Origin of the sequence: Streptomyces rimosus, assembly GCF_008704655.1 — a bacterium.
GTDB lineage: Bacteria > Actinomycetota > Actinomycetes > Streptomycetales > Streptomycetaceae > Streptomyces > Streptomyces rimosus.
The window spans coordinates 87,485-109,225 of record NZ_CP023688.1; the positions used below are offsets into that span (position 1 = coordinate 87,485).

20 protein-coding genes are annotated in these 21,741 nt (G+C 72.3%); 4 read left to right on the forward strand and 16 right to left on the reverse strand.

Annotation, left to right across the window (positions count from 1 at the left end; all coding sequences use genetic code 11):
• Window positions 1-63: 63 nt before the first annotated feature.
• From CP984_RS40990 to CP984_RS00405, 6 genes are all read right to left on the reverse strand, one after another.
• Entirely contained in the window at window positions 64-237 is a 174-nt protein-coding gene (locus CP984_RS40990; protein ID WP_156100304.1) for a hypothetical protein, read from the reverse strand.
• 76 nt (window positions 238-313) lie between these two features.
• Entirely contained in the window at window positions 314-898 is a 585-nt protein-coding gene (locus CP984_RS00385; RefSeq protein ID WP_226048579.1) for an SRPBCC family protein, read from the reverse strand.
• Window positions 899-966: 68 nt separating this feature from the next.
• Window positions 967-1,731 carry a GNAT family N-acetyltransferase gene (locus CP984_RS00390; protein ID WP_030190862.1) on the reverse strand — a complete coding sequence of 255 codons (765 nt, stop codon included), beginning with the start codon at window positions 1,729-1,731 and terminating at the stop codon, window positions 967-969.
• A 139-nt stretch (window positions 1,732-1,870) separates the two neighbouring features.
• Entirely contained in the window at window positions 1,871-2,578 is a 708-nt protein-coding gene (locus CP984_RS00395) for a DinB family protein (protein ID WP_003980012.1), read from the reverse strand.
• Between the two features lie 136 nt (window positions 2,579-2,714).
• Complete coding sequence (locus CP984_RS00400) at window positions 2,715-3,545, reverse strand: SCO6745 family protein (protein ID WP_003980011.1); 831 nt, start codon at window positions 3,543-3,545, stop codon at window positions 2,715-2,717.
• 165 nt (window positions 3,546-3,710) lie between these two features.
• A complete protein-coding gene (locus CP984_RS00405) occupies window positions 3,711-4,244 on the reverse strand; it encodes a YbhB/YbcL family Raf kinase inhibitor-like protein (protein WP_003980010.1) in 534 nt (177 codons plus the stop codon).
• Window positions 4,245-4,402: 158 nt separating this feature from the next.
• Between CP984_RS00405 and CP984_RS00410 the strand changes: the two genes are divergently transcribed.
• Entirely contained in the window at window positions 4,403-5,107 is a 705-nt protein-coding gene (locus tag CP984_RS00410; protein WP_003980009.1) for a GntR family transcriptional regulator, read from the forward strand.
• 58 nt (window positions 5,108-5,165) lie between these two features.
• Here the strand turns inward: CP984_RS00410 and CP984_RS00415 are convergent, their stop codons facing one another.
• The 5 genes from CP984_RS00415 to CP984_RS00435 form a co-directional block, all read right to left on the reverse strand.
• A complete protein-coding gene (locus CP984_RS00415) occupies window positions 5,166-6,410 on the reverse strand; it encodes a cytochrome P450 (RefSeq protein ID WP_003980008.1) in 1,245 nt (414 codons plus the stop codon).
• Between the two features lie 91 nt (window positions 6,411-6,501).
• On the reverse strand, window positions 6,502-7,716 hold the full coding sequence (locus CP984_RS00420) for a cytochrome P450 family protein (RefSeq protein ID WP_003980007.1): 1,215 nt from the start codon (window positions 7,714-7,716) through the stop codon (window positions 6,502-6,504).
• A complete protein-coding gene (locus tag CP984_RS00425) occupies window positions 7,713-10,874 on the reverse strand; it encodes an amino acid adenylation domain-containing protein (protein WP_003980006.1) in 3,162 nt (1,053 codons plus the stop codon). Before CP984_RS00425 ends, CP984_RS00420 begins: the two co-directional genes overlap by 4 nt.
• A 56-nt stretch (window positions 10,875-10,930) precedes the next feature.
• Window positions 10,931-11,419 (reverse strand): pyridoxamine 5'-phosphate oxidase family protein, encoded by a 489-nt coding sequence (locus tag CP984_RS00430; RefSeq protein ID WP_003980005.1) that lies wholly within the window; start codon window positions 11,417-11,419, stop codon window positions 10,931-10,933.
• A 426-nt stretch (window positions 11,420-11,845) separates the two neighbouring features.
• Window positions 11,846-12,871, reverse strand: a complete 1,026-nt coding sequence (locus CP984_RS00435) for a hypothetical protein (RefSeq protein ID WP_226048580.1) — start codon at window positions 12,869-12,871, stop codon at window positions 11,846-11,848.
• 54 nt (window positions 12,872-12,925) lie between these two features.
• On the opposite strand from CP984_RS00435, the gene CP984_RS00440 reads away from it, so the two are divergent.
• Window positions 12,926-13,468 (forward strand): zinc-binding dehydrogenase, encoded by a 543-nt coding sequence (locus CP984_RS00440; protein WP_157849115.1) that lies wholly within the window; start codon window positions 12,926-12,928, stop codon window positions 13,466-13,468.
• On the opposite strand, the gene CP984_RS00445 is transcribed toward CP984_RS00440, so the two are convergent.
• Genes CP984_RS00445 through CP984_RS00465 form a run of 5 tightly spaced genes read right to left on the reverse strand, consistent with a single transcriptional unit; the run spans window position 13,425 to window position 20,399 of the window.
• A complete protein-coding gene (locus tag CP984_RS00445) occupies window positions 13,425-15,635 on the reverse strand; it encodes an MMPL family transporter (protein ID WP_003980002.1) in 2,211 nt (736 codons plus the stop codon). The genes CP984_RS00440 and CP984_RS00445 overlap by 44 nt on opposite strands.
• A complete protein-coding gene (gene asnB, locus CP984_RS00450; RefSeq protein WP_003980001.1) occupies window positions 15,632-17,506 on the reverse strand; it encodes an asparagine synthase (glutamine-hydrolyzing) in 1,875 nt (624 codons plus the stop codon). The genes CP984_RS00445 and asnB overlap by 4 nt, the downstream gene beginning before the upstream one ends.
• Window positions 17,507-17,545: 39 nt before the next feature.
• Window positions 17,546-18,763 carry a beta-ketoacyl-[acyl-carrier-protein] synthase family protein gene (locus CP984_RS00455; protein WP_003980000.1) on the reverse strand — a complete coding sequence of 406 codons (1,218 nt, stop codon included), beginning with the start codon at window positions 18,761-18,763 and terminating at the stop codon, window positions 17,546-17,548.
• Window positions 18,760-19,047, reverse strand: a complete 288-nt coding sequence (locus tag CP984_RS00460; RefSeq protein ID WP_003979999.1) for an acyl carrier protein — start codon at window positions 19,045-19,047, stop codon at window positions 18,760-18,762. The genes CP984_RS00455 and CP984_RS00460 overlap by 4 nt, the downstream gene beginning before the upstream one ends.
• On the reverse strand, window positions 19,044-20,399 hold the full coding sequence (locus CP984_RS00465) for a cytochrome P450 (RefSeq protein WP_003979998.1): 1,356 nt from the start codon (window positions 20,397-20,399) through the stop codon (window positions 19,044-19,046). The genes CP984_RS00460 and CP984_RS00465 overlap by 4 nt, the downstream gene beginning before the upstream one ends.
• Window positions 20,400-20,495: 96 nt before the next feature.
• On the opposite strand from CP984_RS00465, the gene CP984_RS40995 reads away from it, so the two are divergent.
• Together CP984_RS40995 and CP984_RS00475 are read left to right on the forward strand one after the other, a co-directional pair.
• Window positions 20,496-20,942, forward strand: coding sequence for an acyl-CoA thioesterase (locus CP984_RS40995; RefSeq protein WP_003979997.1), 447 nt, complete (start codon window positions 20,496-20,498; stop codon window positions 20,940-20,942).
• Window positions 20,943-21,253: 311 nt separating this feature from the next.
• Window positions 21,254-21,688 carry a DUF6234 family protein gene (locus CP984_RS00475; RefSeq protein ID WP_030190880.1) on the forward strand — a complete coding sequence of 145 codons (435 nt, stop codon included), beginning with the start codon at window positions 21,254-21,256 and terminating at the stop codon, window positions 21,686-21,688.
• Window positions 21,689-21,741: the final 53 nt, after the last annotated feature.

The window sequence follows — 21,741 nt, forward strand, 5'->3', positions numbered from 1 at the left end:
CGGCAGCCGATACGCGGAACGCCATAAAACCGTAAAAACCACGCGAGGAGGCGACGCCGCGACCTACTTGCCGCGCGAGCCCTCGGCCGCGGCAAGTACCGCACAGATACCGTCGCGGGCTTGGCGGGTGGCCTCCGCACCCAGGAGCGAGGAGGTCACCATGGCCCCTTCGATCATGATGTGGATCTGCGCGGCGACGCCACGGGGATCGGTGTAATCCGCGGCGAGCTCGGTCAAGTAGTCACGGAGCAGGGACTTGTGTTCCTGTACCACAGGATGGCCGTTCTAGCTTGGGAGAGCGAGCCGTTCGCCCTCACCTGCCGGAGACGAGCCCGGCCAGGTGGTGCAGCGAGTTGATGAGATGGTCCGGCTCGAACGGCGGGAACCGGAGGTACTCCCGGACGGATTGCGGCACCGCCGACCAGTCGTAGGTGAGCGTGACCTCGGTTTCGGACGGACCGAGCGGCGCGAGGTCGTACCGCCAGAACCAGCCGCCGAACTCCAGGCGACCGTCCTCCTTCTCCTGCCCCGTCAGCCAGCTGATGGCGCGCGGCGGGTCAAGTACCTGCACCTTGTTGGCCACCTGGTAGTCACCGTTCGGATGGTCGGCGTGGTACATGGCCATCCGGAAGATCTGCCCCGTCCCGGTCAGCGGCGCCCGGTCGACGGCTTCCTGAACCCAGCCGGTGCCGTCGATCGCCGCGTGCGTCGCCGGATCCGCCAGCACCGCGAACACGCTCGCCGCGGGTGCGGCGATGGTCAGGGTGGCGCTCACGTTTTCCTGGTCCATGGGTGGACGCTCCTTGTGGTCTTGCTCGGGCCTTCCGCAGATGTGGTGACTGCACCAACGCGCGGTGCTCGCGGCCGAGATGCTCGGCGGCCAGTAGACCAGCGGCACGGCGGGGTCGGTAGGCAATCAGCGCCATTCAGGGAATGCGGGCCAAGGACCAGCGGAGTCCCAAGGGTTCAAGGGTTGATGGCGTGTTCGGTGAACTCCCCGCAGGAGCGGAACCCCAAACGGCGATAAACAGGCTCACCGTCGGCGGACGCCTGCAAGACCGCGATGCCGTGACCTCGGTCGCGGGCGGCGCGGAGTGCCGCGAGCGTGATGGCACCTCCGTAGCCACGTCGGCGGTGGGTGGCCAGAGTGCAGATGTTGTAGATCCCGGCGACCCCCGCGTGATGGAACACTTCGGCCGAACAGACCGGACGGCCCGCCACGTAGCCGACCAGGTACCGGGCCGGGCAGTGCGCGGCCAGTGCCTGTGGGGCGGCCTGGGTGAAGAAGCGGCGGACGGTGTCAGCCGGCGGGTTCCAGTTCGCGGCGAGGACCGTGGCGTAGTCGGTGAGCTGTTCGGGCGTGGTCACCGTCCGGATGTGCAGTCCTTGGGCGGCGGGCGGTGGCAGGGTGTCGTCCAGCTCGGCCCACATGGCCGTCTCGCGTTCGGACACCGGCAGGCCGGCGGCCGTCAGGCGGGCGGTGAGGTCCGATGGTGTCGAGGCAGGCCCCACCCACCAGGAGAAAAGGCGGCCGGTGCGGGCCAGTGTCCGAGCGGTTTCGGTGATACGGGCCGGTGCGGTGGTGGCGGTGAAGCGGGCCGCGGCGACGATGTTGAACGTGTCGTCGTCCAGGCCGCTGTCGGCGACCAGGAGGTCACCCGTCTCCGTGACGGTCGCGCCGGTCATGCTCCGATGCAGGTGACAGGCATGTTCCGCCAGGTTCCGTGCCATCCTGTCCATCAGGTCCGCTTCAGCGGGGAAATGTGCGTTCACAGCGGACAACCCCAGCATGACGAGGCGAAGGGCGCACGTGATTTTGGGCCGGTCGCCGACGGTGTCGCGCCGGCGACCGGCGCATTCGCCACCTGCTTCAGGTGCGGGCCCTCCACAGATCGCGGAGCAGGGCGATCTCGGCCATGTGGTGGATGAATTCGTGGCAGGTGCCCGACAGTACGGCGATGTAGGGATTGTCGGGGTCGGAGCTGTACGGGTACTGCGAGAAGCCGACCGTGTCGAGTTGCTCGGCGGTGACGGCGCCCACGCTGTCGCGCCAGCGGTCGATCAGTTCCCAGAAGCGCTCGACCGCCACGGCGGCGGAGGGGCTGAATTCGACGAGCAGTTTCGGCTCGTGACGCCGTTCGCCGAAGGTCCACTCCCATTGGCCGGCCAAGTGGAAGTGGAGGTGTCCCAGGCGCCACGCGATGGTGGTGACGGGTGTCGCGTCGGGTTCCGGCACGCCGGTGTGGGCGAGGACCTGCTCGACCCGTTCGACGCTGACGCTCCAGTCGTCGGCGATCTTGGTGACGGACATGCCGTCGGCGGCCTGCCGGGCGATCTCGGCGTACTCGCTCGCCGGGATGTCCGGGGCGCCCAGGTCGAGCAGCCATTCGCCCGGCCCGAAAGCCCTGGGCGTCGACGCCCGGCCCCGGCGCCGGATCGACCAGCAGCCGGGCACGGGCTCCCACAGGTACTCCTCGTCACCGAGCCCGGTCAGCCGCACCTGGGCCATCTCCCTGGCCTGGTCGAACTGGTCGAGCAGTACGCCCAGACGGTCGGTCCGTACGCCTTCCGGCTCCATGCCGGCCCCCTTCGCGGTCGCGTCCCGCACCACGTTGCGTTGTGGGCCGAGGCTAGCGACGCACCTCACGGGGCGCGACGGATTTCCTCGCCCGCCGCCTCGCGCGCAGCGTCCGAAGTGCGCGGTTGTGCCGCGGTCAGCGCAGGGTCGCGTACGTCCCGGCCGCGGTGAACGCATCGTCGATCGGCGCGATGAGCGAGGCGAGCCGGCGGGCGCCCGCGTCGCCGATCGGCGCCCACAGTGCGGCGCAGCGCTCGTCGGTCTCGGCCTCGATCCGCTCACGCGCCGCGGTGCCGACCTCGGTCACGGAGCCGTCGGCGGCGAGCCAGCCGCGCGCGACGAGACGTGCCGTCGCCGCGGCCCACTCCGCGTCGGTCCAGCGGCGGGTCGTGCGCAGGATGCCGATCGGGACGCCGCCGGCCGCGGCGTGCAGGGCGAGGCAGTCGCACGGCCCGAGCCGGTGGTCGGCGAGCACGGGCAGATGCGCGTCGCCGCGCCACTCGCGCAGTACGGTGATCTGCTGCCACAGCGCGACGAGCGGGTCGGACGGGAGGGCGACCGACGCGTTGGCGGCGGCCAGCGGCTTGCCCGCGTAGTCGGCGCCGGCGACCACCGGGTCGATCAGTGACCGGGCCTCCGCGATCTGCTCGGCCGTGAGGCTCACGCCGACGCGGCGCAGGGCGCGTTCGGCGGACGCGAAGCGGGCGGTCTGCCACTGCTCGGGGGACGCGGTCTCCCACACGCCCTCCACGGCCCGCACCGCCCGGGGGCTGAAGTTGTAGAAGGCCGCGAGTACGACCTGCCACGGGACCGCGCCCATCGCGGCCGACCGGAACGCGAAGTACGCCGGACCGCGGTCGGTCACGCCGAGCTTCGCGGCCTCCTCCGCGGTCTCGGGGACGAGGTAGATGAACAGGTGGGCCGCGTTGACGGCGCGGCTGGCCTCCCGTACGGCATCCATGTCCATGCGTCCGGTAAGCGGGCGGGACTGATCGGGGAGGGTAGTTGGAGGCATCGTGGTTGTTCTCCTGGAGAGGTGAGGGGCGCTGTCGGGGCTCGGGAGTCCGCCCGACACCGCGGTGGCAGCGGGCCTCCGAGCGTGGCCCTCGGGCAGGTGGCCCGAGGGCGTCCGTCAGGCGGGTATCTCCGCGGTGGCCGTCAGCACCGCGCGGCCGAGGATGTGGCCGGCCATGGTGAAGCCGAGGACGGCCGGGGTGGCGTCGGCCGGGACGCCGATGGATTCGACGTCGAGGGCGTGCACCACGACGAAGTAGCGGTGCGGGCCGTGGCCGGCGGGCGGGGCGGCGCCGATGTAGCGGGCGGCGCGGGCGTCGTTGGGCAGTTGGAAAGCGCCCCCGGGCAGGCCCGAGCCGGTGTCGTCGCCCGCGCCTTCGGGGAGTTCGGTGACGGTGGCGGGGATGTCGGCGACCGCCCAGTGCCAGAAGCCGGAGCCGGTGGGGGCGTCCGGGTCGTACACCGTTACGGCGTAGCTCTTGGTGCCTTCCGGGGCGCCGCTCCAGGAGAGCTGCGGGGAGCGGTCCTTGCCGCCGGGGACGCCGGCGGAGAACTGCTCGGCGGGCCAGGCGGCGCCGTCGGTGACGGTGGTGCTGGTGACGGTGAAGGCGGCTGCCTCGGGGAGGCGGGCGAAGGGGTCGTTGGCGCTCATCGCGTCGTTCCTTTCGACGGGTGGCCCGTGGCCGGGGCCAGGGCCGTGGCCGGTCATGGTGAGGCGGCCAGGGGCGTGACGGATGCTTCGCCACGCCTCGATGGATCGACGATAACACCAATAATCGATTATCTGATTGACCGTCTATGCTGAGGGCCATGACACAGACGGCCGCCGCCTCCACCACCCCGTCGGGCAAACAGATGCTTTCCGAGCAGGTCTACACACGCCTGCGGGACGCGATCATGCGGGGCGACCACGCCCCCGGCGAGGCCCTCAAGCCGCAGGAACTGGCCAGGGAACAGGGGGTGAGCCTGGCCGTCGTACGCGAGGCGCTGGTGCGGGTGGTCGGGGACGGCCTCGCCGACCGGCTGCACAACCGCGGCTTCGCCGTCCCCGCCTTCTCCGACCGCCGCTGGCAGGAGATCGCCGAAGCGCGGCGCACGATCGAGCCGGTCGTCCTGCGTATGTCCGTCGAGCGCGGCGACCTCGACTGGGAGGCCCGCGTACGGGCCGCCCACCACCGCCTGGCCCGCACCCCGGCGTACGTGGCGGAGGAGGGCCGCCACTACAGCAGCGCCTGGTCCGAGGCCCACCGGGCCTTCCACCGCACGCTGCTGGAGGGGTGCGGCAACCCCGTCCTGCTGGAGACCTTCGACCGTATGTGGACCGCGAGCGAACTGGCCCGCCGCTGGTCGGCGCACCGCGACCCCGACCGGGACGGTGCCGACGAGCACCGCCGGCTGGAGGAGGCGGCGCTGGCCCGCGACGCCGACACCGCGGCCGCGGTCCTGGCCCGGCACCTCAGCCTGACCGCGAGCGCGCTGACCGACTCCGGATCCTGCGAATCGCAAGCGGACTGACCGGCGTCAACCGCTCCGGACCGCGGGATCACGGCAGGTCACACGGTGTCCCTCCCCCTCACCACGCCACCGGAATCTCCGCCGCCATGATCGCCATGCGGTTCGGGTGCCAGGGAACCTCTTGCGGCGGCACCACCAGGTGGATGCCGGGCAGGCGGTCGAGGAGGACGCGGAAGGCGACCTCGGACTGGCGGCGGACCAGGTGGGCGCCGGGGCAGTGGTGGCGGCCGTAGCCGAAGCGCAGGTGGGGGTTGGGTGAGCGGGTGGGGTCGAAGGTCTTGGGGTCGGGGAACGCGGTCGAGTCGTAGTTGACCGCGTCCAGGGAGAGCAGGACCATGTCGCCCTTTTTGACCTGGGACGGGCCGATCCGCGCGTCGGCGGTGACAAAGCGGGGAATCGCGTTGCCCAGCACGACGCTGCACCGCAGCAGCTCCTCCACGCACTGCGGCATGGTCTCCGGCTCGGCGCGCACCGCGCTGATGGTCTCCGGGTGCTGGAGCAGGTTGTAGGCCGCGACGCCCAGGAAGCTCGCGAAGTCCTCGTAGCCGCTGACGAAGAGGACGGACACGATGTTCGACAGCTGCCGCTCCGTCAGCCCTTGGTGCGCGGCGTTGAGGTCGGCGAGGCGGTCCACGAGGCCTCGGGGCTCGCCGGGGCGGCGGGCCGTCATGTGCGCGGCCATGTAGGCGCGGATCTCCTCCCAGTTGCGGGCGAGTTCCTCGGGGGTGGGGGTGACCATGGTCAGGTCCAGGTCCGCCCGTACGGCGAGCCAGGCATGGTCCTCGAAGGGCACGCCGAGGAGGCGGCACATGCACTGGGCGGCGACCCACTCAGCGAAGTGGCGCTGGAGGTCGCCGGGGGCGCCTTCGCGGATCATCGCGTCCAGCCCTTCGCCGGTGACCCGCGCGACCCAGTCGGCGGGCAGGTCGGGCTGGTCGCGGCCGAGCGAGCGGAGCACTTCGGCACGCAGCCCGGCCTGCTGGAGGTGGTTCATGGCGTCGAGCAGTTCGGGCGCGAGGATCGGGGCGTCCTGGGCGGGGCTGTCCGCCTCGCCCAGCACGGAGCGGGCGAAGGCGCGGTCCCGCAGTACGTGCTGGGCGAGCCCGTAGTCGGTCACCAGCCACGCCTGTTCACCGGAGTTGGTGCTGACCCGGGCCACGGGGCAGCGGCTGCGCAGCTCGTCGAGTTCGGGGGCGAGCCGGTCCCCCTTGGTGCTGAAGGGGTAGTGCGGAAGGGGCTCGTCGTACGGGATCCCGTCGGGCGCGGGCGCCTGGGGCTGCGCGGTGTGGTTCTCGGCGGTCACGTGGTGCGGACCTCTTTCCTGGAATCGCTGGAGTCGCTGGAATCGCTGGGCTGGCTGGGGTCGTCGATGAGTGGCCGGCTGTACGGAGGGTTCACCAGCGCACGGGGAGCCGGGCCGGTGCGCGCAGTGGAGTGGACTCGTCCCAGGGGATGGTGTCCGCCGCGACGGCCAGTTCGATGCCGGGCAGCCGTTCCAGCAGTACCTGGATGGCGATACCGAGCTGCATACGGGTCAGGTGGCCGCCGGTGCAGGCGTGGGGGCCGTGCCCGAACGCGATGTGCGCGTTCGGAGTCCGCGTCAGGTCGAGGCGGTCGGGTTCGGCGAAGGCGTCCGGGTCGCGGTTGGCGGACGCCGGTACGGGCACGACCGCGTCCCCGGCCCTGATGTTCTGCCCGTGGAGGGTGAAGTCCTCGGTGGCGACGAGGATGTTGATGGCGTTCATCAGCGGGACGTACCGCAGCAGTTCCTCCACCGCGGCGCCGGTCCGCTCGGGCGCCTCGCGCAGCGCCTTCAGCTGCTCGGGGTGGGTGAGCAGCGCGAGCAGGGCGTTGCCGGTGTGCTGGATGTTGGTCTTGTAGCCGGCCATCAGCATGGTGACGACGAAGCTGACGACGTCGTCGCGGGTGATCTCGCTGTCCGGCCGGCGTGCCTCCGCCAGCAGCAGCCGGATGTAGTCCTCGTCCTCGCCGTCCGTCTTCTCCTTACGGGAGATGAGGTCGTCCGCATAGTCCTGCAGCGCGTACAGGGCCGCGAGTACCTCCTCCATCGTGAGGCCGGACGCGCCCAGGAGCGCGAGGGTGTGCGGCAGGTAGGTCTCGCGGTCCTCGTACGGCAGGCCGACGGTCGCGCACAGCACCCGCAGCGGCAGCGGCTCGGCGTAGGAGGCGACGAGATCCGCCACTCCCCCGTCGGCCCCGGCCACCATCGTGTCGAGGAGTTCCTCCGCCATCGCCCGGACGCGGGGCTCCATGAAGGCGAGCCGCCGCCTGCCGAACAGCGGCAGTACGGTGCGGCGCACGCGTTCGTGGTGGGCGCCGGTCATCTCCAGGAAGGTGGGCAGGCACGGCGGCGGGGCGTCGCTTCCCTCGCGGGGCGGCCAGGCCGACAGCAGCGGCCGTACGAGCCGGGGGTCGGCGAACGCGGCGCGGGCGTCCTCGTAGCGGCTGATCAGCCAGCCCGTCTCGCCGTTGGGCAGCTGCGCCTTGACCACGGGCGCCTCGGTCCGCAGCCGGGCGTAGGCGCACGGCGGCCCCGCGGTACCGGGCTCGACCTCCGGGACCGGTATGAGGGCTTCGGGGTGGCTCATGCGGTGTGCTCCGATCCCGGCGTGGCGGTGTGGGACGTGGCGTACGACTTGCCGTGGACCGGTGCGGGCTCCGGGCGCGTGAGGTAGCCGGAGGTGAAGAAGTACTCCAGGTACCGGTCCAGGAGTGTGGCGTCGACCGGTGGGCAGTGCAGTCCGCTGCCGGCCAGCGCCTCTTCGGCGTTGCGCCGCCCCAGGACGGGGAAGGTGCCCGCGAGGTACATCTCCTTGACGGACATGTCGGCGTTGCGGCTGCGGTCCACGCACAAGGACACGAACGGCGCCGTGGCGCTCGTCGGGTTCTCCGCGACGTGCCGCACCAGCTCACCGACCCACTGGTCGTACGGCATCACGCGCAGGCTGAAGCCCGCGGCGCGCATCCGGTCGAGGACGTCGGACAGCATGGCCGGGCGGGGGTTGGTCAGGTGGTAGACCCGGCCGTCGGCGAGGCGGTGGGTGGCGATGTGCACCACGGACTCGGCGAGGTGGTCGACGGGCACGAAGTCCATCGGCAGCTCGATGTCGGGGGCCATCCCGGTCTCCGCGATCATCTTGATCAGCGAGCAGATGGCCGTCTCGGTGTTGCACGCGCCGTGCGTACGGTCGCCCGTCACCTCGTACGGCCGGTACACGGCCACCGGCAGCCCCTGCGCCGACGCGTGGCGCAGCACTCCTTCGCCGACCCACTTGCTCTCCGCGTAGCCCATGGTCAGCCCGTCCGCGTGGGCGAGCGGCAGGTCCTCGTCCACCTCGCCCACCCCGGCGGTGCCGAAGCCGGCGACGACGGCGACGGTCGAGATGAAGTGCACCGGCACCCGGCGGGGCGCCGCGATCCGGATGACCTCGCGGGTGCCGTCGACGTTGGCGGGGCGCAGTTCCTCGTAGGGGTAGAGGAAGTTGACCCGCGCGCCGTTGTGCAGGACCAGGTCCAGGTCGCGGGACAGGGCTTCGGCGTGGCCGGCGTCGAGACCGAGCCGCGGCTGGGTCAGGTCGCCGGGGAAGCACTCCACGCGCTGCCAGTCGGCCTCGTCGAGGTGCAGTCCGTAGCGGGCGAGCGCGGTGTGTACCCGCTGCCGGGCGTGGGCCGGGGTCGTCGCCCGTACGGGGCAGTGGACGCGGGCGTCCGTGGAGCGCAGCAGTTGGTGCAGCAGGAAGCCGCCGACGAATCCCGAAGCGCCGGTGAGCAGGACGTTCTTCGGGTCGTGCGGGTGCGGTGCCGGGCCGTGGGCGGGCGGGAGGGCGAAACCGAGTTCGCATTCGCGGGCGAAGTCGACGGCCGGCTGCCCGTCCGCCTTCCCACCGGAGCCGCCCCGGGCCTCGTCCACGGCGGTGGCGAAGCTTTCGAGTGTGGGCGCGGCCAGCAGGGCCCTGATGAGCGAGGAGCCGAGGGCGGCGTCGATGCCGAGCACGGCGAGGGTGCGGGTGACGGTCTCCGAGGCGAGCAGGGAGTCGCCGCCGAGGACGAAGAAGTCGTCCTGGGGCGTGGGCCGGACGCGCAGCACCCGCTGCCACACTTCGGTCAGGACGCCGAGCAGGCCGTCGGCCTTCGGCTCGTCCGTGGCCTGCGCCGCCGCGGGGACCGGGCGTGGCGCGGCGGATTTCAGCCGGGCGCGGTCGACCTTTCCGCCGCTGGTGACCGGGAAGCGGTCCAGGGGCACCAGCTCGGGGACGGCCTGCGCGGGCAGCCACTGGGCGCAGTATGCGCGCAAGGCGGACAGCGGCAGCAGGCCGCCGGGGGCAGTGGCGGTGAGGTACGCGGTCAGGGAACCGGCTTCGGCTTCGACGACCGCTTCACCGACCTCGGGGTGGGCTCGTAATCGGGCTTCGATTTCGTCGAGTTCGATGCGTACGCCGCGCAGCTTGACCTGGCGGTCGCACCGGCCGCGGTACTCCAGCTGCCCGTCGGCGTGCCGTACGGCCCGGTCGCCGGTGCGGTACAGCAGGCCGTCCGGCTCCACGGCGGGCAGGGATATGAACCGTTCGGCGGTGAGCTTCGGGTCGCCTAGGTAGCCCAGGGCCAGCCCGTCCCCGCCCACGTACAGCTCCCCCTCCTCCCCCGGCCGCGCGAGCGAGCCGTCGGGGCACACGACGTGGCAGGTGGAGGCGCCGAAGGGGCGGCCCAGGGGGACGTGCGCGGCGTCGTCGGGAAGGGGGGCGAGCACGTGGGCGGTGGAGACGACGGCGTTCTCGGTCGGTCCGTAGAAGTTGACCACGGTGGTGCCGGGGCAGGCCGCGAGGACGGCGTTCGCCAGGCGCGGGTCCATCGCCTCGCCGCCCGCGGAGACGAAGCGCAGCCGGGCCAGCGCCTCGGGGCGGGTGCGGGCCACGAGGTGGAAGACGCTCGTCGTCAGGTACGCCACGGTGACGCCGTGCTCATCGATCAGCCGCTCCAGAGCGGCGGGTGAGAGCAGTTCCTCCCGGTCGGCGATGACCAGGCAGGCGCCGGTGAGCAGCGCGCCCCAGATCTCGATCGTCGAGGCGTCGGAGGACAGGCCGTAGGCGTGCAGCACCCCGTCGCCCGGGGCGGGCGGGGAGAGTTCGGCATCGGACAGGACCAGGCGGACCACGCCGCGGTGGGAGATCGCGACGGGCTTGGGGCGGCCGGTCGTACCGGAGGTGAACGCCACGTAGGCGCAGTCGGTGGCGGAGCCGGGGCGGGGCGGGTCGGTGCCGGGCGGAGGGCTGCCGGCGGGCCGGTCGAGGGCGCCGACCTCGACCGACGCGCGCAGGCCGCGCACCCGGCGGGTGCTGCCCGGCAGAGTGACGGCGATCCGCAGTCCCGCGTCCTCGGCCATGGCCCGCAGGCGGGCCGGCGGAAGGTCCTCGTCGAGCGGTACGTACGCGCAGCCTGCCTTGAGGATGCCCACCAGCGCCACCAGCGCCTCCAGCGAGCGGCTGCCGCACACGCCGATCAGGTCACCGGCCCGTGCTCCGGAGGCGGTCAGGCGCGCCGCCAGGGCGTCGGCGTGGGCATCGAGCTGCGCGTAGGTCACGGTGCGCTCACCGTGCCGGGCCGCCGGGGCGTGCGGCCGGGCCGCCGCCTGCGCCTCGAACAGCTCCTGGATACGGCTGTTCCGGGGGTAGCCGGACGCGGGCGTGCCGGAGGCCGGCTGGGCCGCGGGCTGGAACAACGGGCGTATCGGAGCGTAGACGTCGGTCATCAAGTCCCTCTCGCTTCAAGGCTTTCGTACGGTGCGGCGACGCGCGGACGGGCGGCTCAGGCCGTGGCGCCGCTGCCCTCGGCCGCGGCCCCTTCGGCGAAGTCCGCCGCGAAGGCGGCGAAATCGGCGCTGCGCCAGCGCTCCGGGCGCATACGGAAGACGACGTCGTCCTTGAGCTGGTCCGCGGTCGCCGCCAGATAGGCGCGCGCTTCCTCGGGGTCCAGGTACCGGTGGGCCAGGGCTTCGCGTACGGCCGGGTCCACCGGGGCCTCCTCGGTGACGGGCCCCTCGACGCTGACGTACCGGTACGGGCGCCCCTCGTCCTGCGCGCACAGGCTGAACCGCCCGGCAGCGCGCAGTAGTTGGGCCTTGACGGTCTGGCGGCCCGTCTCGACCACGATCTCGCCGCCGGGCTCGTAGCCGTACCAGACCGGCACGACCAGGGGCGCCCGGCCGTCGCTTCTGGTGTCGGCGACGCCCAGGACACCGACGCGCGGTTCGGCGAGGAAACGTTCACGGTCGTGGCGCGCCATGGCGGGCAGCATGAAGGAGCTCCTCCGGGTCGGGAAGTGCGGCTGAAGAGGTCCTGTTGTGGTGGGACCGCCGCGAGAACAATCTTGAGAACGAGGGGATCACTCCCCGGCCGAATGCCCGCCAAACATATGCTTTCGACGGTTTTGAGCCGCTTCGTGAGGCGTGACGGGAGGGGCGCGCGGGGCGCTCGGCGGCCGGAAATCACGGCTGCGGACGTGCCGATTCCGCCACTTCCCGTACGGGGGTTACCGGCGGTGCGGCGCTTCCTCACGCGACGGCGGGAACACCGCCGGCCGATGGACACCGCGCGGAACGGCGAAGCCGTCAGGGCTGAAATGTGTGCCCTACACCGCTCCTTCGAGCGCATCGAGATCGGCTCGAATGGTGCTGCAGGTGGACGTGAGAGGCATCACGCCGGACAGGACACCTCGTAGCGCTCAGCCCGCGGAACAGGCAGGACAGGCAGCCCGGCCGGGGTTGCGGCGACGGCGCCGGCAGACGCACCAGGGCCAGTCGAGGCATTCGGGGCACTGGGTGTGCGGGGAAGTGACGGGCCGTCCGCAGGTGCCGCCGCGGCCGGCGCACTCCTGGATCGGGGGCCGGTAGCTCACGGCGTCGGCGAGCGAACGCGCCGCGGCCGGCTTCGGCTCGGCCACATCGTCGTCCGCGTCGGACTCCTCGCGCCGGGCGGACAGCAGCCACCCGCCCCGGCAGACCGGGCACGGTTCGTCGTCGCGGTCGGGCCGCTCCGGCGGCGCCAGGAGCCAGCCGTCCTCGCACCGGCCGTTGCAGGCGGTGGGGGTCAGCAGCCACACCGCGACGTCATCGGGCCCGTAGCCGTCGCGGTGCGCGTCGCCGTCCCGCCTGAGCGGACGGCCGGCCCAGCTCTGCCACCAGCGCCGCTCGACACGGGCCGCGATGCGGGCGGCGGAATGCCGCTGGAGTTCGTCGCGGACGAGGTCGACGACGGCGGGCGGGACGCCACCCCCGCAGGCGAGCACGAGCTTGTCCGGCAGCGCGGCCAGCACCGCCCGCAGCGGGTCCTTCGCACTCGCCGCGGTCTGGCACGCGTCGCACTGGTCCCGGTCCCAGGAGCGGGGAAAGTAGGTGCGCACCCACTTGCGGCGGCGGTCCCTGCGCTTGCCCGGCTCGACATGCGTGATGCCGGAGACGTACTCGGGACGCAGCGGCAACGGCCCGGCACAGGTACGGCAGCGGTCCCGGCAGGCGCGGCAGCGCTCGCCGTTGGAGGTGGGCGCCTGGCAGCCGGGACACTCCCTGCGGCACACCGCGCACAGGTGGTCATCGGGGTGCGGCTGGGCGAGCCACCGGTGTTCGCCCTGGCAGCGCACACAGCGGCGGGTGTCGGTCTCCTCCCGGTGGGTGGACAGGACGGGCCGCCCCGGACACTGATCACAGCGAATGACGGCCCGGTCGGAGGACGGACGCAAGAACGCGCTCAAGCGGCACTCCCGGCATCGGAGTGGGCGAATTGACCAGCGTAGCGGGTGGTGGGGGTGGGGTGGAGGCCCGGTGTTCGTACTGGTGCGCGGAATGGCCGCCGGCCGGGCAGATCGCCAGGCTGCGCGGCGCGGGTCATCGGCTCCACCAGCTCGCAGCGCAAGGCGGACATCCCGGCCAAGGAGCTGGGTTACGACGCCGCCGTGCTGCGCGATGCCGGTTGCGTCGAGGAGCAGCTGCGCGCGGCGGCGCCCGACGGTGTCGACGTGGTCATCGACCAGTTGAAGGCGGCGGTGGCCGTGGCCCGGAGCGGCGTGCGCGTCGCGCTGATCGGGGCCCTGGCCGGGCAGCTCGGTGACGCGCCGGCCATCGGCATCGGCCCCATGGCACTGATTACGCGCAGCATCACCCTGCGCGGCGCGCCCCTGTTCGACCACCTCGACATCGTCCCTGAGTGGACCGGACTCTTCGGACGGAGGCTGCGCGACGGCACGCTCTCCTTCCTCCGTACCGTGCCGAAGGTCCTCGACCAGGCCCCGCGCGCCCTCCGCGAGCTCATGGCCGGCCGGCGGACCGGCACCGTCCACGTCGAGCTGTGACCCGCGGCAGCCACCAGTTGGCCCGTCCGGCGAGGCGGATGAAGGCGGGGACGAGGACGGCCCGTACGAGGGTGGCGTCGAGGAGGACGGCCACGGCCAGGCCGGTGCCGATCGTCTTGAGGGCGAGGAGGCCGGAGGCGGCCAGGGCGCCCATGACGACGGCGACGATCAGGGCTGCCGCGGTGAAGACGCGGGCGGTGTGCTCGATGCCGACGGCCGTGGCGGTGCGGGTGTCGCCGGTGCGGCGGTGTTCCTCGACGATGCGGGCCATGAGGAAGATCTCGTAGTCCATGGACAGGCCGAAGGCGATGCTGAACATCAGGCACAGGACCGTGAGGTCGGTGATGTGGGTGACGGCGATGTCGCCGGTGAGCCAGGGCGCGTGGCCTTCCTGGAAGAGGTGGACGACGGTGCCGAGGGTGGCGGCCAGGGTCAGGGCGTTGAGCAGCAGGGCCTTGAGGGGCAGCAGCAGGCTGCGGGTGAGGAGGAGCAGGACGAGGAAGACGGTTGCGGTGATGGTCGCCAGGACGGCGGGCAGGCGGCTGACGATGGCCTCGGTGGTGTCGGCCATCCGGGCGTTGAGGCCCGCCACCTGAACGGGCGCGGGGGCGGGCAGCGCGCGCAGGCGCTCGGCGAGGCGGGCGCCGTCCGGGGAGAGGGGGTCTCCGTCGGCCACGACCGACAGCCGGGTGCTGTGGGCGGTGGCGAAGGCGGCGGGGCGGATGTGCGGCGGCGGTGGTACGGGGCGGCCGTGGCGGTACGAGCCGGTGGCGGCGTCCACGCGCCGTACGCCGGGCAGGTCGGAGGCGCGCCGGGCGTAGTCGGCGACGGGCCCGGGACGGGTGCGGACCTGATAGCCGGGCAGCAGGAGGGCGGCCGGGCGGCGTTCGGCGACATCGAAGTGGTGGCGCAGCAGGGCGGAGGCGCGGGCTGTGGCTGAGGTGGGCGGGAGCATGCGGTCGTCATGGATACCGAAGCGCGCGCCGAGCAGAGGCGCGGCCAGGGCGGCCAGCGCGAGCAGGACGGGCAGGGCCGTGGTGAGGGGGCGCCGGAGTACGCAGTGGGCCAGCCGCCGCCACAGGTGGGCGGTGGTGGCGGGGCCCGCGCGGCGTCTGCGTACCGCGCGCAGCGGGTCCCAGCGGTCGAGGTGGTCGCCGAGGGCGACCAGCGCGGCGGGTATGAGGATCAGGGTGGTGGCCGCGGCCAGCACGGTGACCATGATGCTGGCCAAGGCCAGGGATCTGAGCAGGGGCAGTGGGAAGAACAGCAGGGCGGCCAGGGCCAGGCAGACGGTGAGGGCGGAGACGGCGACGGTGCGTCCGGCGGTGCCCACGGTGGTGGCCAGGGCCTGGCCGGGTGACCGGCCGGTGGCGCGCTGTTCGCGGTAGCGGGCGACGATCAGGAGGCTGTAGTCGACGGCCAGGCCGAAGCCGAGGGCGGTGGTGATGTTCAGGGCGAGCAGGGAGACCGGCAGGAGGCTCGTCAGGAGGCGCAGGCCGGCCATGGTGCCGGCCACCGACAGTGCGCCGACGGCCACCGGCAGCAGCGCGGCGGGCAGGCTGCGGAAGGCCAGCAGGAGGACGGCGAAGGTCACCGGTGCCGCGATCAGTTCGGCGGTGCGCAGATCGCGGTCGCTGAGCCGTTCGGTCTCGGCGACGACGGCGCTCTCGCCCGTCGCGGTGACCGTCAGCGGACCGTGCCGTCCCGTCGTACGGCGCAGCACATCGGCGCCGGCGGCATGCACCTGGCTGTCGCTGCCGTGAAAGCGGACCAGGATCGCGTAGGCGGCGCCGTCCGTGGCGCGCAGGCGGCGTTCGTCCGGGGCCCAGGGCGAGGCGACGTGGGCGACGCGGTGGTCGTGGCGCAGTGCGCGGACGAGTGCGCTTCCGTGGGCCGCGACCCTGCGTTCAGCAGTGTGGCCGTCGGCCCGGACCACCAGGACCAGGTGTTCGCTTCCCGTCCCGAAGGTGTCGGCCAGGCGCTGTTCGGCCGTGACGGACGGGGCGCCGGTGGGCGTCCAGCCGCCGTGGGAGAGGTGCCCTGCGACGCGGCTGCCGAGCAGGAGGGCGGCCGCGGCGAACAGGACCGCGCCCAGGGCGATCCATCGGCCGCGGCGGGCGGTGAAGCGGGCCCAGCGTGCCGCGACGTTTCGCCCAGGGGGGATCACGGCAGGTCCAGGCGGACGCGGTAGTCATCGAGCCAGGTGTTCAGGTCCAGGACGAGTTCGGCGGCGTAGCGCATGTCCCTGGGGCTGGCGTCGCCGTTGAGGGCCTTGCTGACGGCGGCCCGGTCCAGCAGGGCGTTGATGGGCGCCGAACTGTCGTGGGCGAGGTCGGCCAGGGCCGTGCGGAGGGCGTCGGTGTACCGCGGGTCCTGGATGGTGGGGTACGGGTTCTTGGGGCGGTTCAGGACGGCCTCGGGCAGCAGGTCGGCGACGGCGGCGCGCAGCAGGCTCTTTTCCCGCCCGGCGGCGGTCTTCATGCTCCAGGGGACGTTGAAGACGTACTCGATGAGTTCGTGATCGCAGAAGGGGACGCGGACTTCGAGGCCGTTCGCCATGCTCATGCGGTCCTTGCGGTCGAGCAGCATCGGCAGAAAGCGGGTCAGGTGCAGATACGTGATCTCGCGCATCCGGTGCTCGACGGGGCCGGCGTGCTCCGGGTGCGGTACTTCGGCCAGCGCCCGGCGGTACCGTTCGCGCCGGTGGCCGGGCAGGTCGAGGGCGCGGACCAGCGCGGGGTCCAGCAGGCGGGTGGACATCGGCGCGTCGCCGAAGCCGGCGCGGGTGTAGACCTCGATGGCCGCGCGCCAGGGGAACGTGCCGGCCCGGACGGTCTGCGGGTCGTGGAACCAGAAGTAGCCGCCGAAGAGCTCGTCGGCGCCCTCACCGGACAGGGCGACGGTCGAGTGCTCGCGCACGGCCCGGAACAGCAGCAGCGCGGAGAGGTCGAAGTCACCGAGGCCGGAGGGCAGGTCGCGGGCGTGCAGCGCGGCACGGCGGTTCGCGTGGTTCATCAGCCCGGCCGTGGCCAGGGTGATGTCGGTGTGGTCGGTGCCCACATGGCCGGCCAGCGCGCGCACGTACGGCTGGTCGGAGTCGACGTGCATGAGGTCGGGGACGAAGTCCCGCTCGTGCTGGTCGAAGGTGACGGAGAAGGAACGTACGCCCGCACGGCCCGGCCGGTGGGCGGTGCGGGCGGCCAGAGCGGTGATGGCGCTGGAGTCCAGGCCCCCGGACAGCAGGGAACACAGGGGGACGTCGGCGACGGTCTGGCGGATCATGATCTGTTCGAGCATGGCGCGCACCGTGGAGACGGTCACGTCCAGGTCGTCGGTGTGCTCGCGCGCCCGCAGGGCCCAGTAGCGCTCCTCGGTGATGCCCGTACGGCTGATGGTGACCAGATGGCCGGGACGGACTTCGCGCAGGCCCGTATAGATGGCGTGTCCGGGAGTTTTGGCCAGCGACAGCAACTCGCGCAGACCGTCGGCGCAGACCTCCGCCTCAACGGCCGGGTGGGCCAGCAGAGCCTTGGGCTCGGAGGCGAACAAGACCTCGGAACCGGCCCCGGCGCGGCAGTAGTACAGCGGTTTGATGCCGACGCGGTCGCGGAGCAGCAGCAGTTCCTCAGTACGGGCATCCCAGATGGCCAGGGCGTACATGCCGTTCAGGTGGGTGGTGAAGGACCGCCCCCACTCCAGGTAGGCGTGCAGGACGGCCTCGGTGTCACTGGCGGTACGGAACCGGTGGCCTCTGCTGCGTAGTTCGCGCCGCAGGTCGCGGTAGTTGTACAGCTCGCCGCTGTAGGTGAGGACGGCCAAAGTACGGCCGTCCTCCGTAACGCCCATCGGCTGGCTGCCGCCGGGGAGGTCGAGGACGGCCAGGCGCCGGTGGCCCAGAGCCGCGTGCGGGCCCGCCCACTGCCCTTCGGCGTCCGGGCCGCGGCACTTCATGGTGGCGGTCATGGCGGTCAGGGCGGCGCGTTCCGCCCCTCCGGTCAGGTCACGGTCGTAGGCGGTCCATCCGGTGATTCCGCACACGGTGTCTCCTTGGCTGGACGGCGAGGCCGAGCGGACCGGTCAGGCCCGGGTAAGGACCAGCACGGCGTTCTGCCCGCCGAACCCGAAGGAGTTGCTCAGCACCGCTTCCACACCGTGCGGGCGGGGCGTACCGGCCACGATGTCGAGGTCGATACGCGGGTCGGGGCGCGTGAAGTTCGCCACCGGCGGGATCAGCTGGTGCTGCAAGGTCAGCACACTGCACGCGGCCTCGATGGCGCCGGCGGCGCCGATCCCGTGGCCCAGGCAGCCCTTGTTCGCGGTGACCGGCGGGGGCCGGTCGAAGACGCGGCTCAGGGTGCGCGCCTCGAAGAGATCGTTGAAGTCGGTGGAGGAGCCGTGGGCGTTGACGTGGTCGATGTCGCCGGTCCGCAGGCCGGCCTCGGCGAGCGCGGCGTCGATGGCGGCTGCGGCGCCCTTGCCCCGCGGGTCGGGTATGGTGGGGTGATGGGCGTCGGCGGAGGCACCGTAACCCGCGAGCCAGGCTCGTACTCCGGCCCGGCGGGTCCGGGCGTGCCCGGCCTTCTCCAGTACGAGAACCGCTGCCCCCTCCCCCAGCACGAACCCGTCCCGGCCCGCGTCGAAGGGCCGGGAGGCGCGCTCGGGGTCCTGGCACCGCCGGGACAGCACCGACATCCGGGAGAAGCACAGGGCCACCATCTCCGACGCCCTGGGGGCCTCGGCCCCGCCGGCCAGCACCACATCGCAGCGGTCGGCGGCCAACAGGTCCTTGGCCACGCCCAGAGCGCTGGCCCCCGAGGCGCACGCGGTGGAGACGGCCAGGTTGGGACCGGTCGCCCCGAGGTCGAGGGCGACCTCTCCGGCGGCCATGTTGGGGATGGAACGGGGCAGCGCCAGCGGGGAGACGGCACGCAGCCGCCCCTGGAGCAGCTTCTCGGTCTCGCCGGGCCAGTGCTCCATGCTGGAGGCGCCGACCCCCAGCACGACGCCGATCCGGCGGCTGTCCCACCGCTTTGGCGTCAGCGCGGCGTCGGCGACCGCCATCCGGGCGGCCACCACCGCCAGCTGGATGAAGCGGTTCGTACGCCATGCGATGCTCTTCACACCGGCCGGGTCGAAGCCGGGCACCCGGCAGGAGAAATCGACCGGCATGCCCTTGAGGGCGGGGTCGGACGCCGCGGTGGACCGGCCCTGGCACAGGCGCTCCCACAGCGCCCGCTCCCCGGAGCCGGCCGGGGTGAGCACCCCCATGCCCGTCACGGCCACGGGCTCGCTCATGACGGCGTTCCCCCGGCGGGCTGGGCGGGCCGCTGCTCGTCGGGCAGGGCACGTTCCAGTACGGCGCAGATGTCGGCGAGTGTGGACGTGGTGCCCAGCCGGCTCGCGGCCGTTTCGGGCAGTTCGGCGCCGTGTTCGTCCTCGTACCGCACCACCAGTTCCATCAGTGCCAGGGAGTCCAGCCCCAGCGCTTCGATCGTGGACTCGGGCGTGGCGGCCGCACGGTCGATGCCGAAAGCCTGCTCCAGCTCGCTGACCAGGTACGGGAAGAGGCGGCTGGTCATGTGACGCTCCTTTGCGCGTGGGGGATGGGGCACGACGGCTCGACGTACGCGGCCGCGCCGTCGGCCGGAGGGTGCGGGGGCCGTTCCGCGGGCCGGTGCGGCCAGGTGACCGGCAGACTGCGCAGGCCGCGTACGACGACGCCTTCGCTGTACGTACGGGGCGCGTCGCGCGGTCTGGGCGGGCAGGCGGCCAGAACAGCCAGCGCGCTGTGGGCGGTCAGCCGGGCCAGGGCCGCCCCCAGACAGAAATGCGCGCCCGCTCCGAACGCCAAATGCCTTGCTGTCGAACGGCCTTGAGCTGCCGGGGCGAGATAGCGCCGGGGCCGGAAGGTGTGCGGGCTGTCGAAGATGTCCGGGTCCCGGTTGGCCGCCGGCAGCAGGGGCAGCACGATCGTGCCGCGGGCCACCGGCAGCCCGTCCAGGGCCGCGTCACGCACCGCGGCGCGCGGAGCGATCTGCACGGGAGAGTGCAGACGCAGCACCTCCTCCACGACCGCGCCCACCGTCTGCGGGTCCCGGGCCAGCGCCCACCCCTGCCCGGACGGTGCGCCGCCCAGTTCCGCCACCGCGTGCGACAGCAGGCTGACCGTGGTGTCGTATCCGGCGCTCAGCAGCAGGCTGCACGTGGTGACCAGCTCGCGGATGTCGGCCGGGCTGCCGTCCGGCCGGTGCGACAAGGCGTCCAGCAGGCCGTCCCGGGGCGCCCGGTGCCGCGTCCCGGCCTGGCGGCGCGCCTGCGCCCGGCGGCGGAAGAACCGTACGAAGCGGAACCGCGCCTGGGCGACGGCCCGTTCGTCCATGGCGCGGGCCGGCTGGTCCAGTCCGCGGACGACCAGCCGGGCGTCACGGTGGAAGGCGGGGCGATCCTCGGGCGGCACGCCCAGTACGTCGCTGATGACCGACATCGCCAGCGGCTCGGCGAAATCCGCCACGAAATCCCCCGGGCGGCCCGCGTGCTCCCGTACGAGAGCAGTGCTGTAATACCCGACGTTCTCGGCCAAGGCCCGTACTCGCCGTGCGGTGAAATGCCGCGCGACCTGGCCGCGCAGCCGGGTGTGCCCCGGTGCGTCCAGTTGGAGAAAAGACCGGGCCGGCAGCCCCAGCAGGGTGGTCTCGTACAGTTCGCGGGCACCGTGGCCGAACCGTGTATCACGCAGCACCTCGGCGCACGCCGTGTAACCGAGAACGGCCAGGGCGCCTCCGGGCAGCCGGTGCACGGATTTCTCGCGTATCCCGGGCGTCAGACATCTGTGAGGATCGGTCAGAAAGGCGGGGTCGTCGACGTCCGCGCCGAGAAACCGTGCCAGTTCCCCCACCGCCAGGCGGATCGGCTCATCGGCGTGTGCAGCCACAAATCCTCCTTGGTCGCGCTCCGCGGGGATGGTCTTCCCGCACCGCGGGTAGCTTCCGGCAGCCGGCACCGGGCCGGCGGGAAAAGGAAAACGCCCATGAACGCGTTCCTGCACGGCGTGACCGTCCGCTGGTCCGACATGAACGCCCACGCAATCGTCGGCGACGCGGCCATCGCCTCCTACATCGAAGAAGCACGCGGTGCGCTGGTCATGAAACTCGCGCACCATGCCATTCCGAGTTCAGGCTCGACGCCCCGACTGGCCTACCTCACTCTGCGCCAGCACATCGACTATCACCGGCCTCTTCACTGGCAGGCCGAACCGCTGATCATCTCCCTTCGCGTGCTGCGGATCAGACCGTCCGCCGTGGAACTGCACGCCCTCGTCGGCTGCGCGGACACACCGTTCGCCGAAGCACACGTGCTGTCCGCTTGCTGGAACACCACGCGCCGCAGGCCCCATCTGATCGATTCCGCGCAGCGGGCCGTGCTGACGGATTACCTGACGCACCCGAACTCTTCAGGCGGGAAAACCGCCGACTGAGCCGGGAGCGTCAGCCGGAACGTCGGTGCGAGCAAGGAATGAGCCGTGGCTCGATCGCTGTTTCCGGTCTCGGGGCGGAACGCCCCTACCATGAGGAAGCATTTCCACTTTGCACGTCACCATGACATCCCCGGAAACACACACCCCAACGAGCCACCCGTAGAACAGGGAGCCGAAGGGGCTTTAGAAGTCGGGCGCCGCCGCGGCGATCCGCTCATGCGACCCGTTTTTGAGCACAGTGACCCATTCTTGATCACAAACTGAGTGCGCGTACTCATGCGCGCCCCACGGCCACCCGGCAGGGTGCCGACATGACGTACGCACCGCCCCCCACCCCTCCGCCCCGGCCCGGACGACTGCCCTGGTCGCGCAGGACGCCGCTGGGCCGGGACATCGCCCTCGGCATCGTGCTGTTCCTCGTGGAGGCCGCCGTATTCCTGTGGGTCGGCTTCGGGTACGGCATGGAGGTGTGGGCCGCGCAGGGCAGGCGGGCGCGCATCGAAGCGGCCCAGCTCGCGCAGCTCGCCTGGACGCAGCACTTCCTCATCGCCTTGATCGTGATCGCCGGGCTCGCGCTGCTGTCCCGCGCCCCGTGGACGGTGGTGTCGCAGGTGCTTGCCGCCGGAGTGGTGGCCGCGCTGCTCCTGCTCGCCCAGCACGAGTACGACCGCGCCCACCCGGGCCCCGCGCCCAAGCCCGACCCCGCTTACACACCCTGCTACAGCGGCAGCGGGAGGTGCCACTGAGGAGCCGGGCGCGGTCCCGTTGCACTCGGGAAGGTGACATCGGTACGTAACGC